The 15,639-nt window shown below is 63.8% G+C and carries 11 protein-coding genes; 4 read left to right on the top strand and 7 right to left on the bottom strand.

Annotated features, from left to right (window positions below; genetic code table 11):
* Nucleotides 1–67 precede the first annotated feature (67 nt).
* Entirely contained in the window at nucleotides 68–3,031 is a 2,964-nt protein-coding gene (gene uvrA, locus VGV58_RS26530) for an excinuclease ABC subunit UvrA (protein ID WP_414644122.1), read from the top strand.
* A 160-nt stretch (nucleotides 3,032–3,191) separates the two neighbouring features.
* On the opposite strand, the gene VGV58_RS26525 is transcribed toward uvrA, so the two are convergent.
* Both VGV58_RS26525 and VGV58_RS26520 read right to left on the bottom strand, forming a co-directional pair.
* Complete coding sequence (locus VGV58_RS26525; RefSeq protein ID WP_326877056.1) at nucleotides 3,192–7,070, bottom strand: hypothetical protein; 3,879 nt, start codon at nucleotides 7,068–7,070, stop codon at nucleotides 3,192–3,194.
* Between the two features lie 666 nt (nucleotides 7,071–7,736).
* The gene (locus VGV58_RS26520) at nucleotides 7,737–8,696 is read right to left on the bottom strand and encodes a hypothetical protein (RefSeq protein WP_326877055.1); all 960 of its coding nucleotides are present in this window, start codon (nucleotides 8,694–8,696) and stop codon (nucleotides 7,737–7,739) included.
* Between the two features lie 221 nt (nucleotides 8,697–8,917).
* On the opposite strand from VGV58_RS26520, the gene VGV58_RS26515 reads away from it, so the two are divergent.
* On the top strand, nucleotides 8,918–9,418 hold the full coding sequence (locus VGV58_RS26515) for an invasion associated locus B family protein (RefSeq protein ID WP_326877054.1): 501 nt from the start codon (nucleotides 8,918–8,920) through the stop codon (nucleotides 9,416–9,418).
* 122 nt (nucleotides 9,419–9,540) lie between these two features.
* Here VGV58_RS26515 and VGV58_RS26510 read toward each other — a convergent pair whose 3' ends face one another.
* A complete protein-coding gene (locus tag VGV58_RS26510; RefSeq protein WP_326877053.1) occupies nucleotides 9,541–10,215 on the bottom strand; it encodes an RraA family protein in 675 nt (224 codons plus the stop codon).
* Between the two features lie 55 nt (nucleotides 10,216–10,270).
* Nucleotides 10,271–10,957 (bottom strand): ceramidase domain-containing protein, encoded by a 687-nt coding sequence (locus tag VGV58_RS26505; RefSeq protein ID WP_326877052.1) that lies wholly within the window; start codon nucleotides 10,955–10,957, stop codon nucleotides 10,271–10,273.
* Nucleotides 10,958–11,389: 432 nt separating this feature from the next.
* Here VGV58_RS26505 and VGV58_RS26500 point away from each other — a divergent pair, with 432 nt between their 5' ends.
* A complete protein-coding gene (locus VGV58_RS26500; protein ID WP_152014280.1) occupies nucleotides 11,390–11,542 on the top strand; it encodes a DUF1127 domain-containing protein in 153 nt (50 codons plus the stop codon).
* Between the two features lie 170 nt (nucleotides 11,543–11,712).
* The gene (trmFO, locus tag VGV58_RS26495) at nucleotides 11,713–13,122 is read left to right on the top strand and encodes a methylenetetrahydrofolate--tRNA-(uracil(54)-C(5))-methyltransferase (FADH(2)-oxidizing) TrmFO (RefSeq protein WP_326877051.1); all 1,410 of its coding nucleotides are present in this window, start codon (nucleotides 11,713–11,715) and stop codon (nucleotides 13,120–13,122) included.
* A gap of 123 nt (nucleotides 13,123–13,245) precedes the next feature.
* On the opposite strand, the gene VGV58_RS26490 is transcribed toward trmFO, so the two are convergent.
* From VGV58_RS26490 to secF, 3 genes are all read right to left on the bottom strand, one after another.
* A complete protein-coding gene (locus VGV58_RS26490) occupies nucleotides 13,246–14,127 on the bottom strand; it encodes a phytoene/squalene synthase family protein (RefSeq protein ID WP_326877050.1) in 882 nt (293 codons plus the stop codon).
* 109 nt (nucleotides 14,128–14,236) lie between these two features.
* Nucleotides 14,237–14,620 carry an Mth938-like domain-containing protein gene (locus VGV58_RS26485; protein ID WP_326877049.1) on the bottom strand — a complete coding sequence of 128 codons (384 nt, stop codon included), beginning with the start codon at nucleotides 14,618–14,620 and terminating at the stop codon, nucleotides 14,237–14,239.
* A gap of 64 nt (nucleotides 14,621–14,684) precedes the next feature.
* Nucleotides 14,685–15,626, bottom strand: coding sequence for a protein translocase subunit SecF (secF, locus tag VGV58_RS26480; protein WP_326877048.1), 942 nt, complete (start codon nucleotides 15,624–15,626; stop codon nucleotides 14,685–14,687).
* Between the last annotated feature and the right edge of the window lie 13 nt (nucleotides 15,627–15,639).

Here is a 15,639-nt window from a genome sequence, read left to right as displayed (position 1 = left end):
CCCGGCCGCACTGGCATGGTCCGGCGATTGCCCTATCTGTACGGCTAAAGCTCAATCGGACACCACCATGGCCCGCAAGACCACGCTCGCCGAACAGGCCGCGACGCTGGAAGACATGTTCGACCGCAACCGTGCGGCCGACCCGAACGCCCGCGTCATCTCGGTGCGCGGTGCGCGCGAGCACAATCTCAAGAATGTCGACCTCGCCATTCCGCGCGACAAGCTCGTGGTGTTCACCGGGCTGTCCGGCTCGGGCAAGTCCTCGCTCGCCTTCGACACGATCTATGCGGAGGGCCAGCGCCGCTATGTCGAGTCGCTCTCGGCCTATGCCCGCCAGTTCCTCGAGATGATGCAGAAGCCCGATGTCGACCAGATCGACGGGCTCTCGCCGGCGATCTCGATCGAGCAGAAGACGACCTCGAAGAACCCGCGCTCGACGGTCGGCACCGTCACCGAGATCCACGACTATATGCGCCTGCTCTGGGCGCGCGCCGGCATTCCCTATTCGCCGGCGACCGGCCTGCCGATCGAGAGCCAGACCGTGCAGCAGATGGTCGATCGCCTGGTCGAGCTGCCGGAGAAGACTCGCGGCTACCTGCTCGCGCCCGTGGTGCGCGGCCGCAAGGGCGAGTTCCGCAAGGAGATGGCGGACTGGCTGAAGCGCGGCTTCCAGCGCGTCAAGGTCAATGGCGAGTTCTACGAGATCCCGGACGCCCCGGCGCTCGACAAGAAGTTCAAGCACGACATCGACGTGGTGGTCGACCGCATCGTGATCCGGCCCGATCTCGGCGCCCGCCTCGCCGACTCGCTGGAGCAGGCGCTCGACCTCGCCGAGGGCATCGCAGTCTTTGAGTATGCCGACGAGAAGGAGGAGAACGGCGAGGCCCGCCGCGTCACCTTCTCGTCGAAATTCGCCTGCCCGGTCTCCGGCTTCACCATCCCCGAGATCGAGCCGCGCCTGTTCTCGTTCAACAACCCGTTCGGCGCCTGCCCCGCCTGCGACGGGCTCGGCCACGAGATGCGGATCGATCCGGAGATGATCGTCCCCGATCATTCGCTCTCGCTGAAGAAGGGCGCGATCGCGCCCTGGGCCAAGTCGACCTCGCCCTATTACGGCCAGACGCTCGATGCGCTGGCCAAGCATTTCGGCTTCTCTACCACCAAGCCCTGGAGTGAGCTCCCGCAGAGCGCCCGCGACGCCATCCTGTTCGGCACCGGCACGGAAGCCGTGCGCATGGCCTATAATGACGGCCTGCGCGCCTATGAGGTGAAGAAGCCTTTCGAGGGCGTGATCACCAATATGGAGCGGCGCTGGAAGGAGACCGAGAGCGACTGGGCCCGCGAGGAGATCGGCCGCTTCATGTCGGAGACGCCCTGCGCCGCCTGCAACGGCTTCCGGCTCAAGCCCGAGGCGCTGGCGGTGAAGATCGACATGCGCCATATCGGCGAGATCTCGCAGCTCTCGGTCAAGGACGCGCTCGCCTGGGTCAGCGCCCTGCCCTCGCGCCTGTCGCAGAAGCAGAACGAGATCGCCCCGCGCATCCTCAAGGAAATCCGCGACCGGCTGACCTTCCTGCTCGATGTCGGCCTCGAATACCTGACGCTGGCGCGCGGCTCGCGCACGCTCTCGGGCGGCGAGAGCCAGCGCATCCGTTTGGCATCACAGATCGGCTCCGGCCTCACCGGCGTGCTCTATGTGCTGGACGAGCCCTCGATCGGCCTGCACCAGCGCGACAATGAGCGCCTGCTCGGCACGCTGCGCCGCCTGCGCGACCTCGGCAACACCGTGATCGTGGTCGAGCATGACGAGGACGCGATCCTCACCGCCGACTATGTCGTCGATGTCGGCCCCGGCGCCGGCATCCATGGCGGCGAGATCGTCTCGAAGGGCACGCCGCAGGACATCCTCAGCGACCCGAACTCGCTCACCGGCAAATACCTCACCGGCGAGATGAGCGTGCCGGTGCCCGTCAAGCGCCGCAAGCCGCAGAAGGGCCGCTCACTGAAGATCGTCGGCGCCCGCGGCAACAACCTCAAGGATGTCACGGTCGACATTCCGCTCGGCCTGTTCACCTGCATCACCGGCGTGTCGGGCGGTGGCAAGTCGACGCTGATCATCGACACGCTCTACAAGGCGATCGCGCGCAAGCTCAACGGCTCGATCGAGCATCCGGCCAGCCATGACCGCATCGAGGGCATGGAGCATCTCGACAAGGTCATCGACATCGACCAGTCGCCGATCGGCCGCACGCCGCGCTCGAACCCGGCGACCTATACCGGCGCCTTCACGCCGATCCGCGAATGGTTCGCCGGCCTGCCCGAGGCCAAGGCGCGCGGCTACCAAGCAGGTAGGTTCAGCTTCAACGTGAAAGGAGGACGCTGCGAGGCCTGCCAGGGCGACGGCGTCATCAAGATCGAGATGCACTTCCTGCCCGACGTCTACGTCACCTGCGACGTCTGCAAGGGCAAGCGCTATGACCGCGAGACGCTCGAGGTGAAATACCGCGAGCGCTCGATCGCCGACGTGCTCGACATGACGGTCGAGGAGGCCAAGGACCTGTTCAAGGCCGTGCCCTCGATCCGCGACAAGATGGTGACGCTCGCCCGCGTCGGGCTCGACTATGTCAAGGTCGGCCAGCAGGCGACGACGCTCTCCGGCGGCGAGGCACAGCGCGTCAAGCTCTCCAAGGAGCTCAGCAAGCGCGCCACCGGCCGCACCCTCTACATCCTCGACGAGCCGACCACCGGCCTGCACTTCCACGACGTCGCCAAGCTGATGGAGGTGCTGCACGAGCTGGTCGAGCAGGGCAATTCCGTGGTGGTGATCGAGCACAATCTCGAAGTGATCAAGACCGCCGACTGGATCATCGACATGGGCCCCGAAGGCGGCGACGGCGGCGGCGAGGTCGTGGCGCAAGGCACGCCGGAGGATGTCGTCCGCATCGGCAAGGGCCACACCGCGCGCTTCCTCAAGGAAGTGCTGGAGCGGCGGCCGTTGAAAGGCAAGGGGGCGCGGCAGGCGGCGGAGTAGCGCTAGGAGCGGGTTCTCGCTCTATGCTCGAAGCGAACCAACGCCTCCAGCGCGTCGGTATAGGAATCAATCCAACTCGGCCCTCGGTCGCTTGGGCCGGCGGTCAGTTCTGCAACCGAATCCGGGGGCGGAGTCGCAAGACGTAGCCGCCGCAGAAGCGCTAGCCGTAGCGTACGACATCCTCTTCGCTTCTCTTCTTTTCGTTGCGGATCGTGGTGCGAAGCCAAATCAAGTAGTCAGCTACCCAAGCCCGTACTCGGGAGCTCCGATGGTTAAGCCAAGACTCGACCAGAGCGACATTCGGCTCAAGGTACGGCGCGAGTCCCCCAGACCAGCCGTTTGGATGAAGTCTCCCAGCTAGGGCAGAGAGGACGTTAGGTTGATCGCCGAACTCGTCCACATATGCGACAAGTTCAGGATGCCAGAAGAGGCTTCCATCTTGGTTACGCTCCGCGATAGGGAGCCACTTGACCGCAATGGCAGCTCGGTCCGAGGGCTGGATACGAACCCACGTAAGAAACTGCTCGGCCGGGATGTGGAACGCAAGACCGCGCGCGAGATGATCGTCGCGAAAGCCCCTCGCTTCCAGGAGCATTTCCGCGCGATGCCGCGCATATCGAGATCGGCTTGTGAGGACCTTCGCGATCTCGTTCCAAATTTGATCGGGGTGCAGCGACATGAGCTGTCCCAGAATCTTTCGGACAGGGTCATCAAGCGCAAAAAATACGCTGCTATTGGTATCCTGCCGACAAATCCCTATAAGCTGCTTAGCTAGCTTGCTGGCATATCCCTTTCCAACAGCGCCGAGCGTCACAAGGCGTGCGACAACGCTTTCGAGGCGATGGCTGTCCATGGTGTGCCGTTGGCCGCTGGCGACAATCTCTGGTCGAAGAAGCAAGCGTTTTGCCAGCGTGATCAGTTCGCGTGAGGGCTTGTGCCCGCCAAACAGGTACATGTCGATTATGTCTAGCGCTGTCCAAAGGCCGTCGCTGCCGTAAGCTTCAAGCTCTCTGACTAATGGTATGAAGATCGCTTCTTCTGCGTGGAAGAGACCCAGGTTCTGGCATTGCCAGGGTTCAATATCACCACCCTTCAGCAGCGAAATCACAATATCAATATCATCCGCCCGAAGCGCGCGGGATCTGAGGAGTGTGATGGCTTCGGGCCTAAGCTTTTGAGACTTCAGGGTTTGCTGAAGAAGAGATTTCGCGAGCTTGGGATCGCGCTCCTCGGCGCCGGCCATGAGGCCGCCGAAAAAGCCGCGGTTGATGGTGTCCGCGCAGCCTTCTGCAAATTGAAGGGCTTGTTTCACCAAGGATTGGGGCTCCGGAACGGCTCCCATGAGAGCCTTTGCGAAAGGGAATGTGTTGTGACCTTCTGAGCAAGCAAGACGCTCAACTGCGCGCGCGCAGAGCTTCTTGTCCTTCGCAATGCTTCGAGCTACCGACGAAGCCTTGCGGCCACTGTATTCATAATCGTGCTTTGCGGCAGCCTTTGTTTCGCGCTCGTATCGCGTATCAGGATCATGGAGATCGGTGGGCCACCCCCGAGTGTAGAGTACTGCAAGGTCGACGGTGTCTGTCGGAAGGAAATCGTCATACATCGTCCGAATTTCAGATGCGATGTTTTCGGGAGTTCCCTTTGAGCGATCAAAGTAGAGCCAGCCTGAGATACCTTCCTGAGCATCAGGCCAGAAGCCGGTCTTCTCAGTCACTTCGGTGATCATTGCTCTGACGTCAGCCAGCGGGAGGCCGCTTAGCAGGCTGCGCAAATGCGATCCGAGATGCCGCTTGGCCAACACCGCATGTGGGTCGTCACTAACGGCAAGCGAGACAAGGCGGCTGATTGCAGCGCGATGAAAGTCCCAGATATCACCATAGGTCTTGGGTTGCCAATCCTCGCGCGCCTCTCCGCTTCCGATGCGCTCTGCGCCGCCGCCCCTGCTAAAATGGCTGGTATCGAGCATCTGTCCCAGGGCATCCACGCAGAGCTTGCGTTCGTCTTGGTTTGTTGACGCGAGCCCCTCATCGAGAATGGCGACCCGTCTGGATGGGGCGACTTCGGTGCCGCTGAGGTACAACTGAAACAGCTGCTGAAAGATACCTGTTGCACTGTTTGCGTAGTTCTCAATCTCGGCAGTCGCGAGTTTTTTGAGGAGCCTAGCTGACCGATCAAAGGTCGCATTCCCGAACACTAACTTTTCGAGCGTCCACACGAGATTGCGCCGGGCACCGCTGGCCGCCTTCAGCTCATCTGTCGAAAGCGAGCCGAAGACGCGATCGATTGTCTGACTGACAAGACCCGGCGCAACATGCACTAACCTATCGAGCGCCTTTGAGCCGCTTTCAGAGTTGAGCACATCGAAATTGCCGAGCATGTCAACTTGAAGCAGCCGTTCCGCGAAGACCACGGCTGTGGGCGAGGTATCCAGCCACCGCAAGCGGCTAAGGAAACTGGAACGGATTTCGTCTGGCGCCTTCTCGAAGAACTGAAGCAACTGGTCGGATGTCATGACGGAGAGGCGCGCCATCCCTAGACGCGCTGCTAGCGGAACGGGACCTACCTGCAGGAAATCGCCCCTGCGCGTGATGATACCGCGCGGCAGGAAGGATAGAAGGTGCTCAACGAAGAGATTTATCGGGATCGATGCAAATTCAGCAGCCAAGAACCGAGCTTGTTCTTCTACGCGCCCCTCAATTCCAAGCCAGTCTACGAGCGCGGCAGTCTCTAGAGCGCGTTGCGCCTCAGGCACCTTGGGCTTGTTGCCCCAAAGTATGCGATCAAGAACTTGCTCGACAGAAGCAAGGGATTGTCGCCCGTCGCCTTCTTGCTGAGCGGCCAGGACAGCCATGCGCGGAAACCCCTCTGCAAACTCAGCAATAAAGGTCTGCGCGGACTCGGATAGGGAGGGCGCAACACCATGCGCGATTTCTTTAATGAGTTTGTCGTCGGACTTCTCAACGCCGATGGTCAAGGTATTTGCGGCTTGACGGATCTTTGTCTCAATATCGATCGTGATCAAACGAGCCCGAGACCCCACTCGCTTGGCAATGTTCGCAAGCTTGGCGTGAATGTTATCGGCGCACTCATCGACTACCAGCGTCATCGGCATCTGAGCGTCGGCCGCTTCAATCGCGACCTTTGCAACCTCATCGCCGGAAATCGAGGCGTCGCAGTAGATGAGCGAGGCTGCTCCGACCAATTTGTCCAAGTCATGGCTACCTGCGAAAACCTCGTAAACGAAGCGGGACTTCCCAAAACCGGATGGACCGAAGATCCTTACGATCCCGCCGTCATCCCTTTCAAGGAAGGCGCGAACTTCGTCCGACGCTTGGGCAAATGTCCAAGAATTTCGATCTGGATCGCTGCGTATTTCCGATGGGACTGGCCGATTGATTGGCGTGAACCTTGGTTCGTCGCTTGGCTGCCAAGGCGGTGCAATGTCGGGGGAGCGGCCCCAAGATTCATGCGTTTGAAACCCTGCTAGGTTTCGTCCGGACCGTAGAGAAGCAAGCCACAGTGCTACGCTTGGATGGCCATTGACCCAATCAGAAATAACGTTCGCATCGTAGACGTCGATTGTGGCTGCCCGCGGATTACCTCCACCAGAAAGAATGGCCGCTTTTATTGCTTTGACGCGCGCCTTGCGCTTTTCTCCGGTCATGCGCTCACGACAGAAGATCACGTAGCCGCCTCGTCGAGAGATGACCTCAGATATGGCGGTGCTTAGGCGAGCGGGCATTCCCTTGGATGTTCGTTTGAGCACCTCGTCCTTAACGCGAATGTCGGTTAGGTTCTGAGCCTTGGACTGAAAGATCGTGAATCTGGCGGGAAAGTAGTCTGTGGACGGCTGCCCGTCGGTCCACTCAACCCTGCCGTCCTCGCCGCCGTCGGCGACTGTAATCTGGAGAGGGGCGTGGGCTCCTCTGAGCGGGGCCCCGGCAAGACGACTTTCGGATAGCATAAGGCGCTTCATCAACTTTACGAGCGTTACACTGTCCAGTGTTGCGATGTAATCGGGATCGGCATCAAAGAGCATAGGTAGCCCCCAAATGTGAAATGTCACAAGCCGTTGAGAATAAAACCTATAAACAATTGCCGAATTCCTGTTCTCCGTCCAGTGTGCGAGAGCACTGGTTGACGGGTTAAAGCGGAGAGCGAATTCGCGGCTCCAGTGCCTTGCGGGATAGGCCGCGACTTTATCCCCGCTGCCAAAACCTCCCGTACAATCCCCTCGCCCATCACCCATACGGGGCGGCCGTCCGGAGGTATGCCAGAGGCTGGGTGAGGGTCGGCGCCTGCGGGCGGGGGTTACGCCCCGCTCCCGGGAGGCTTCGGGGCACCGCCCTGGGGGCAATACGACCCCTGTGCGAGGAGCTCGCTAGATGAAGCGGCTGCAGCGGCCATCGCGATTGCGCTGAGGGAGCGACGACCCGAAGAGGGGACCTGGCTTCCAAAGGCATCGCGGCAAGGCCAGCAGCCGGCTTCGCAGAAGCGCGGCCCGGAGCTTGAAAATCGCCGAAGGCGGAGCGCCACGGGGCGTGCGGATGAGGCTTCATCCGCGCCGCTTCCTGGCTCAACGGAAGCGGATGCTACTCGACGCGCCTCGCGGCGCTCCGCCAGCCCCGTACTCTGAAGCGCCCGCAGCCAGGCCTGCGGGCGGGGTTTGGCGCGTGGGTGAAGGAACGGCGCGGGAAGCCTCGCATCAGCGGCCGAAGGCCCGGCGCAGGACCGCCTCGTTCTCCTCCTGCCGCCTCCTGTCCTCCTCGGCGCGCCGGGTCTCCTCCTCCAGCGCCCGCTTCTGCGCGTCCTCCCGCTCGCGGCGGTCTTCGAGGGTCTTGGCACGGGCCAGCCTCGCTTCACCCTGCCCGTCCAACTGCCAGAGCCCGGCGAGATTGGCCCCGGCAGCGGCGATGCCGGCCAGCAGGACGGCGATCTGGAGCCGCTGGAAGAGCGAGATCGTCCGTGGATCGTCGCCCATGGCCACGACCTCCGCGGGACGGCGAAGAGAACCGCCGGGGACGATCCTGATCGCCTTCCCCGCCGGCCGGTCGCGGAAGGCGAGCCACCGGCGCGTCACCGCCTGGCGCAGCTGCTGGCGATCAGCCGCGACGAGCTCGTGATGGAGCGCAACCTGCACGGTGTCGCCATGGGGAATGAAATTGCCGTTCCAGCCGGGGCCGCGCAGCCAGAACGATTTTACATGGAGCATGGCGTCGTAGAACCGCCGGGAGACCACAATCACGGTCACGTCGGAATGGAGCGAATGCCGATACATCAGCGTCGAGCCGCTGGAGAACAGCCAGACGGGATTGAACAACCGGGTGACGATATCACCCCTCTCGACAGCCTGCACCTCGTGCCAGGGGATCAGGACCTGCCTGACCCAGCGGTGATGGATGCCGGCCGGCGAGAGCGTGAAGACCGGCTTGCCAGGCCTGTAGCGCGACCGCAGCGCCACCGCGATGACGCCGAGGCCCAGTGTCACGGCCAAAGCGATGAAGAGATAGTGGCCGGGTGACACAGGCTTGTCGTTGGCATCGGCCAGGACGAGGAGCGCGAGCCCGATGAAGATCAGCAGCAGGCCGGTCGGAAACAGCCGGGCGACGCTGGTCGTGATGCGGTATTCCAGCGTCCGGTCGAGATCGCTGCCCTTGTCATCCACGGCTCGCCCCCCGGCTGCGACAATGAGCGCGGGCCGCTCCATGCCGGCGCGGCAGCGCCACACTGGCCGAACACATTGGTGCCGGCAAGGCGGCGCCGGAGCAGCGTGCGAAGGCGAGGGACGTACCCGCGCCCTTGCGTCGCACGGCATTGTGAGGGTCTTGTTTACGCCTTGTTAAACCGCTCTTGGACATCCCTGCGATACAAACAGGAGATAACCCGATGATCAGACTGGCCCCTCTCGCGGCACTCAGCCTTCTCGCGGCAACGACCTCGGTTTTCGCCGCCCCTGCCCAGCCACTCGGCCAGTTCAAACAGTGGAACGCAGCCGCCTATGCCGGCGACAATGGCAAGCGTTGCTATATCGTCTCCTCACCCAATGTCGAGAAACCTGATACCTTGCGTCATGGCGACGTGTTCTTCTTCGTGCAGACCGCGCCGAGCGCGCAGGCCCGCACCGAGTCGAGCTTCCAGACCGGATATGATTTCGCCAAGGATTCGACCGTCACCGTGACGATCGGCGACGAGACGTTCCGCATGCTGACCTCGGGCAGCAATGCCTGGCTGCAGCGGCTGGAGCGCGAAGGCGAGCTGCTCGCGGCGATGAAGGCGGGCGACGAGATGGTGCTGGCGGCGCGCTCGGCCCGCGGCAACGAGACCAGCTACACCTTCTCGCTCGACGGCGTGACCGCGGCGTCGCGGCTGCTGGAGCGGTGTGGCTGATATAAAGCGTCATTCTCGGGCGGAGCGCAGCGCAGACCCGAGAATCTCTGGACGAGACGGCGATGGCCGGAGCCTCCTCCGGCCTGAGATGCTCGGGCCAAGCCCGAGCATGACGGAGTGGGTCACAAGACCCCGTGGCGCTCGAAGACCGAGCGCAGGCTGTTGCCGGCGAGCAGTTCCTCTCTCGTCGAATCCTCGGCCTCGATCTTGGCCAGCGCCAGCCGGATCACTTCGGACGCGATCGCTTGGGGGACGATGACGACCCCATCGACGTCGCCGAAGACGAAATCGCCCGGCGCGACGCGGGCGCCGCCGACCTCGACCGGCTCGTCGGCGGCCATCATCTCGGCCCGGCCCTTGGTGTCGAGCGGACCGATGCCGCCATGGAAGACCGGGAAGCCGAGCTCGCGGATGCGGCGGACGTCGCGCACCAGCCCGTCGGTGAGGCAGCCGGCAGCGCCTCTCACCTTCGAGGCGGTGGTCAGCAATTCGCCCCAGGGCGCGATCCGGTCGGTCGGCCCGTCGCAGGCAAGCACCAGGATCTCGCCGGCTTTCAGGCTGTCGATCAGGTCCATCTCCAGCGCATAGGGGTTGTGCCCCTGCGGGAAATGGTAGCGCTTCATGTAGAGCCCGGTGCGGGCGAAGCCGCAGAGCACGCTGGCCTCGTCGAGCGGACGCACGAAGGGCTTCACCGCCTGGTTGGGATGGCCGAGCCCGTCAAGCACATCGGAGAGCACGGCCGAATAGAGCCGACCCTTCAGCTCGGCGAGATCGAATTCCCTGGTCAGATCCGGCATGTGCGCTTCCCCTCTCCTTCTTATGGAGGAAGCTTCCGGGCGCGCCGGCGGCGGGTCAAGCCATCGCCGACGCATGGCGGATCGCCGCCCGCAGCAGCAGATAGAGCAGCAGTCCGTTGAGCAGATGCCAGCCCCAGTGCAGGCCGAACGGGACTGTATCGCACAGCACGGAATCGAACGAGCGGAAGGCCAGGGACAGCGCGAAGACGAAGCCGGCAATCGCGATGCGTCCGCCAGTAGCGGAATCACCACGCGCTTTCGCCGCCAGCGCCACGCCGAACAGGCCGATCAGGAAGCCGGCATAACCGGCCGAGCCGCGCATGCCGGCGGGCAATAGCGGCGCGAGGCTAGAGGCCAGGCCGAAGCAGGCAGCGAGGAAGAGCAGCGCCCCGATTCCCGCCGCGAGCGGCGACAGGCAGAGGAACCGGTTGAGCGCCAGGCCGAAATAGCAGAGCGCGAAGAGCTGGATCGGCACGACATCGGCCAGCAGGGTCCAGCGCTGCGGCATGGTGTGGAACAGGAAGGAGCCGACTCCGATGATCCCGACCAGTACCGTCAGTGCCACGGCCGGCCAGTCACGGCGGCGCCCTTGTTGTCGCCGCAAGAGGAGAAATGCCGCCAGCGCCGCAAACAGGAAGGCGCCATTGCTGATCGCGTTGAGTGGCTCGGCCCAGAAGGCATCGCTCAGCCGCTCGCAATAGCCCGCGCCCTGCATGCCCTGCCCCGCCTCGGCTGGAATCATCGAATCATGCCAGCGATCTCATGCAGGCGCATGACATCCGCCGGCCCGGACCGGCGGAATTCTCCGCGAATCCCTCGATGGTGAACAGAGCCTTACATGGCTTTCCGGCCCGACAACCAATGTTGCAGTGCAAACCGCATAGCGAATTGCATCGATTTTGCGCAGATTCACATCATACTCCGAGGCAGCGCGCCCCATTGCCGGTGAGAGCCTAAAAATTAGGCTAAACTTTCATTGTTCTGACAAAATCGTTAAGCGCCCTGCGCGGGTCTGACGCCGTTTCCAAACGATCCCTTAATTCGTCATGCATTAAAAGCATAACAGAGCTGACGCCGCGCCCCTGTGAGAGGCACACTGATCGCTCTATATGCAGTGCACAACGAATTCATCGCTGTCGGGGCCTAAGCCCCGCAAAACCAAAAGGTTATCACCATGTTCCTGTCCATGATCGCTTCCAAGATCCGCGCCTATCTTCGCTACCGCGAGACCGTCCGCGAGCTGTCCCGCCTCACCGACCGTGAGCTCGACGACCTCGGCCTGTCGCGCTCGGACATCCAGTACGTCGCCCGCACCCACGCGGCCTGATTTCAGACCTTCTTGGGTTTGACGAGTAGTTTCTCCTAGGCCCCGCGTTCCTCCCCTCGGGGTCTGGTCGAAGAGCGAATGCCCGCTTCCGAGCGGGCATTTTGCGTTTCTAGGGCTTGATTCGTTCCAACGCCCTTGACCTTCCGCGCCGCCGCGGACACATCGCGGCCATGACAATCGCACCCATCCACGTCGTCGGCGGCGGCCTCGCCGGTTCGGAAGCCACCTGGCAGATCGCCGAAGCCGGCGTTCCCGTCGTCCTGCACGAGATGCGCCCCGAGCGCGGCACCGACGCGCACAAGACCGAGGGCCTCGCCGAGCTGGTCTGCTCCAACTCGTTCCGCTCGGACGATTCGACCTCCAACGCCGTCGGCCAACTGCATTGGGAGATGCGCCGGCTCGGCTCGCTGATCATGGCGAAGGGCGATGCGCATCAGGTTCCGGCCGGCGGGGCGCTCGCGGTCGACCGCGACGGCTTCTCGCAAGCTGTCACTGCCGCACTGGAAGCCCATCCCAATGTCACGATCGAGCGCGGCGAGATCGCCGGCCTGCCTCCGGCAGAGTGGGACAAGGTCATCGTCGCGACCGGCCCCCTGACGTCGCCGGCGCTCGCCGAAGGCATCCGTTCGCTCACCGGCACGGGGGAGCTCGCCTTCTTCGACGCGATCGCACCCATCGTCCATTTCGATTCGGTCGACATGGACATCGCCTGGTTCCAGTCGCGCTATGACAAGCCGGGGCCGGGCGGCACCGGCGCCGACTACATCAACTGCCCACTAGACCGCGACCAGTACGAGGCCTTCATCGACGCGCTGCTCGCGGCGGAGAAGACCGAGTTCAAGGAGTGGGAGGGCACGCCCTATTTCGACGGCTGCCTGCCGATCGAGGTGATGGCCGAGCGCGGACGCGAGACCTTGCGCTGGGGGCCGATGAAGCCGGTCGGGCTGACCAACAAGCACAATCCGACAGTGAAGGCCTATGCCGTCGTGCAGCTGCGCCAGGACAATGCGCTGGGCACCCTCTTCAACATGACGGGCTTCCAGACCAAGCTGAAATACGGCGAGCAGGCTGCGATCTTCCGCATGATCCCCGGGCTGGAGAATGCCGAGTTCGCCCGGCTCGGCGGCATCCACCGCAACACCTATCTGAACTCGCCGGAGCTGCTCGATCCGCAATTGCAGTTGAAGGCCGATCCGCGCCTGCGCTTCGCCGGGCAGATCACCGGCTGCGAGGGCTATGTCGAGAGCGCCGCGATCGGCCTCCTGACCGGGCGTCTCGCTGCGGCCGAGCGGCTCGGTAAGCCGCTTGAACTGCCACCGGCAACGACCGCGCTGGGCGCGCTGGTCAACCACATCACCGGCGGCCACATCGTCACCATCGACGAGGGCCCGCGCTCCTTCCAGCCGATGAACATCAATTTCGGCCTGTTCCCGCATATCGAGGGCGTCGCGACCACGGGTCCGGACGGCAAGCGCCTGAAGGGCCCGGCCAAAAGCGTCGCCCGCAAGCAGGCGCTGACGGCGCGGGCGAAGGTCGAGATGGACGGCTGGGTTGGTGGGGCGAAGACGGAGGCGGCGTAGCAGCCGTCATTCTCGGGCGGAGCGAAGCGCAGACCCGAGAATCTCAGGACGAGAAGGTGATGAGACGAGCCTTCTCCTGCCAGAGATGCTCGGGTCAAGCCCGAGCATGACGCGCTTCAGCCCCTACGCCCGCGCCGCGCGCCACAGTGTCCATTGCCGCTTGAGCGGCGAGAGGCCGATGATGGTGCGGTAGGGATCGTAGCTGCGCCGCTCCATCTGCTTGAGATAGGGCTCGACCAAGGCGACGGGCAGGAAGGCCGGCCTGATCGCCGCCGGCACCGTGGCGCCGAGATCGTTGAGCTTGCGCAGATGGATGCGTGCCAGCGCCCGCATCTCCTTCAGCGAATAGGTCAGGCCAGGCCCGCCGCGGCCGCGCACGATGTCCTCGCGGGTAACGCCGTTGCGGCCGAGCAGGTCGGCCGGGAGATAGACCTGTCCGCGCGCCGCATGCCAGGGGAAGGCCCGCATCAGCCCGCAGAGCGCATAGGCGACACCGGCATGGCCGGCGGCCGTCGCGCCGCCGGGATCGCGGCCCTGGCCCAGCACCAGGCAGGCAAGCCGGATCAGCGCACTCGAGGTCTCGCCGGCATAGCCTTCGAGATCCGAAAGCGCGGGCATCGGGTCATCATAGAGATCGAAGACGCGCGCCTCGATCAGGCCCGAGAGCGGAGCGATCGGCAGGCGGAAGCGCCTGATGGTGTCGAGCAGCGCCTGCGCTACCGGGTGGCCCGACACAGGCGCATCGGGGCCGGCCTCGAGCATGTCGCGCCACCATTGCAGACGAACCTCGCCCGGCAGCGGCTCGCTGACCTGCTCGCGCACGCGGGCGATCTCGTGGCTGAAGGCATAGAGCGCGAACAGGCCAGGCCGCAGCGCCTCCGGCGCGTAGAGCGAGGCGATATAGCGGTCGGGATCGTGGTCGCGCACCAGCGCCAGGCAATGGCCATAGGCCTGGGAGAGCGGGGCCGGCGCAGTGCCGGCACGGTCCTCGGTTCTCGTGGTCATGCGCCCTCCCCGCTCCCGCCGTCACGCGGGTCGAAGCGGCGGCAGTCTAGGCTCAGGCAGCGGCCTTGGCTACGCGGGAGCGACATGGCTGGTTGGATTTGATCGCCAATCAGTCGATCGCGATCAGCGCTGCGGCAACGCGCCGCTCCTCGCCGACGAGGACATTGTAGGTGCGCGCAGCAGCGGGCGTCGCCATCGCCTCGACGGTGATGCCGGCCGCCTTGAAGGAATCGCGCAGTGCAGGCGGCAGGAAGGCGATATCGTGGCCGATGCCGAGGATCAGGAAGTCGATCGTCTCGGCTTCGTCGAGGACCGGCTGCAGGCTCGCCAGCGTCACCTGCGCAAAGGACGTGACCGGCCAAATCCGGATACCGGACGGCGTCGCCAGGATCGAGCCGCGATGGCTCATATCCGCGAAGCGGAAGCCGCCAGCGCCGAAGGCGTCGAGCTGGTAGCGACCGGGAACGAAGCCGTCGAAGCGACGCTCAGCCATCAGCGCATGGCTCGGAAAAGTGGGAACCGGTTTCCCGGCAGAGCCATGCGCAAAGCCAAGGGCCTCAGACCCGCGCCTTGGCCTCGGCCAATTCCTCGCTCTGATCGAGGCGGCCGGCGCGGACGTCGAGATAGAGCAGCACCGGCGTCGAGACGAACATCGCCGAATAGGTGCAGACCACGACGCCGAACAGCATGACCAGCGCGAAGCCCTCGATCGCCGTGCCACCGAAGAAGACCAGCGCGATCAGCGCGAGCACAGTGGTGGTCGAGGTGATCGCGGTGCGCGACAGGGTCGAGTTGACGGATAGGTCGAGCAGCTCAGGGATCGGCATGGTCTTGTAGCGGCGCAGCAATTCACGCGTGCGGTCGAACACCACGACGGTCTCGTTCAGCGAGTAGCCGACAATGGTCAGGATCGCCGCGATCGAGGTCAGGTTGAATTCGAGCTGCGTGATCAGGAAGAAACCCATGGTCAGCACGATGTCGTGCATGGTGCCGACGATCGCGCCGATCGCGAGCTGCATCTCGAAGCGGAACCAGAGATAGACCAGCACGCCGATGATCGCGAGCACGACGCCGAGTGTGCCGGCCTGGACGAGCTCGCCCGAGACGCGCGGGCCAACCGTCTCGACGCGGCGGAACTCATAGGCTTCGGCGAAGGCGGCGCGCGCCTTGGTCACCACCGCCTGCTGCGCGACTTCGCCGCCCGGCTGAAGCGCAAAGCGCATGGAAAGGTCGCCGGCATTGCCGAATTCCTGGACCTCGACCTCGCCGAAGCCGAAGCTGTTGGCGGTCTGGCGGACCTGGGCAATGTCGGGCTTGCCGCTCTTGGCCTGCATCTCCATCAGCGTGCCGCCGCGGAAATCGATGCCGAAATTGAGGCCGACCGTCAGGAACAGCGCCAACACCAGCACCGAATAGGCGGCCGAGAACGGATAGGCGAGACGGCGCCAGTGAACGATGCGGAACTTGGTGTTGTCGGGAACGATGCGAAGCAGGCGCATGGTCTGTTATCTC

The sequence above is a fragment of the Allobosea sp. genome, assembly GCF_035944895.1.
Taxonomy (GTDB): Bacteria; Pseudomonadota; Alphaproteobacteria; order Rhizobiales; family Beijerinckiaceae; genus Allobosea.
The sequence above is the reverse complement of the archived record's forward strand: the minus strand, read 5'-3'. Positions and strand labels throughout refer to the sequence as shown.

What these genes read in the sequence shown, in the direction of transcription:
- trmFO (WP_326877051.1), top strand. Translation starts at nt 11,713, where the DNA reads ATGACAATCGCACCCATCCACGTCGTCGGCGGCGGCCTCGCCGGTTCG.
- VGV58_RS26505 (WP_326877052.1), bottom strand. Translation starts at nt 10,957, where the DNA reads ATGATTCCAGCCGAGGCGGGGCAGGGCATGCAGGGCGCGGGCTATTGC.
- VGV58_RS26510 (WP_326877053.1), bottom strand. Translation starts at nt 10,215, where the DNA reads ATGCCGGATCTGACCAGGGAATTCGATCTCGCCGAGCTGAAGGGTCGG.
- VGV58_RS26525 (WP_326877056.1), bottom strand. Translation starts at nt 7,070, where the DNA reads ATGCTCTTTGATGCCGATCCCGATTACATCGCAACACTGGACAGTGTA.
- VGV58_RS26485 (WP_326877049.1), bottom strand. Translation starts at nt 14,620, where the DNA reads ATGGCTGAGCGTCGCTTCGACGGCTTCGTTCCCGGTCGCTACCAGCTC.
- VGV58_RS26500 (WP_152014280.1), top strand. Translation starts at nt 11,390, where the DNA reads ATGTTCCTGTCCATGATCGCTTCCAAGATCCGCGCCTATCTTCGCTAC.
- secF (WP_326877048.1), bottom strand. Translation starts at nt 15,626, where the DNA reads ATGCGCCTGCTTCGCATCGTTCCCGACAACACCAAGTTCCGCATCGTT.
- uvrA (WP_414644122.1), top strand. Translation starts at nt 68, where the DNA reads ATGGCCCGCAAGACCACGCTCGCCGAACAGGCCGCGACGCTGGAAGAC.
- VGV58_RS26490 (WP_326877050.1), bottom strand. Translation starts at nt 14,127, where the DNA reads ATGACCACGAGAACCGAGGACCGTGCCGGCACTGCGCCGGCCCCGCTC.
- VGV58_RS26515 (WP_326877054.1), top strand. Translation starts at nt 8,918, where the DNA reads ATGATCAGACTGGCCCCTCTCGCGGCACTCAGCCTTCTCGCGGCAACG.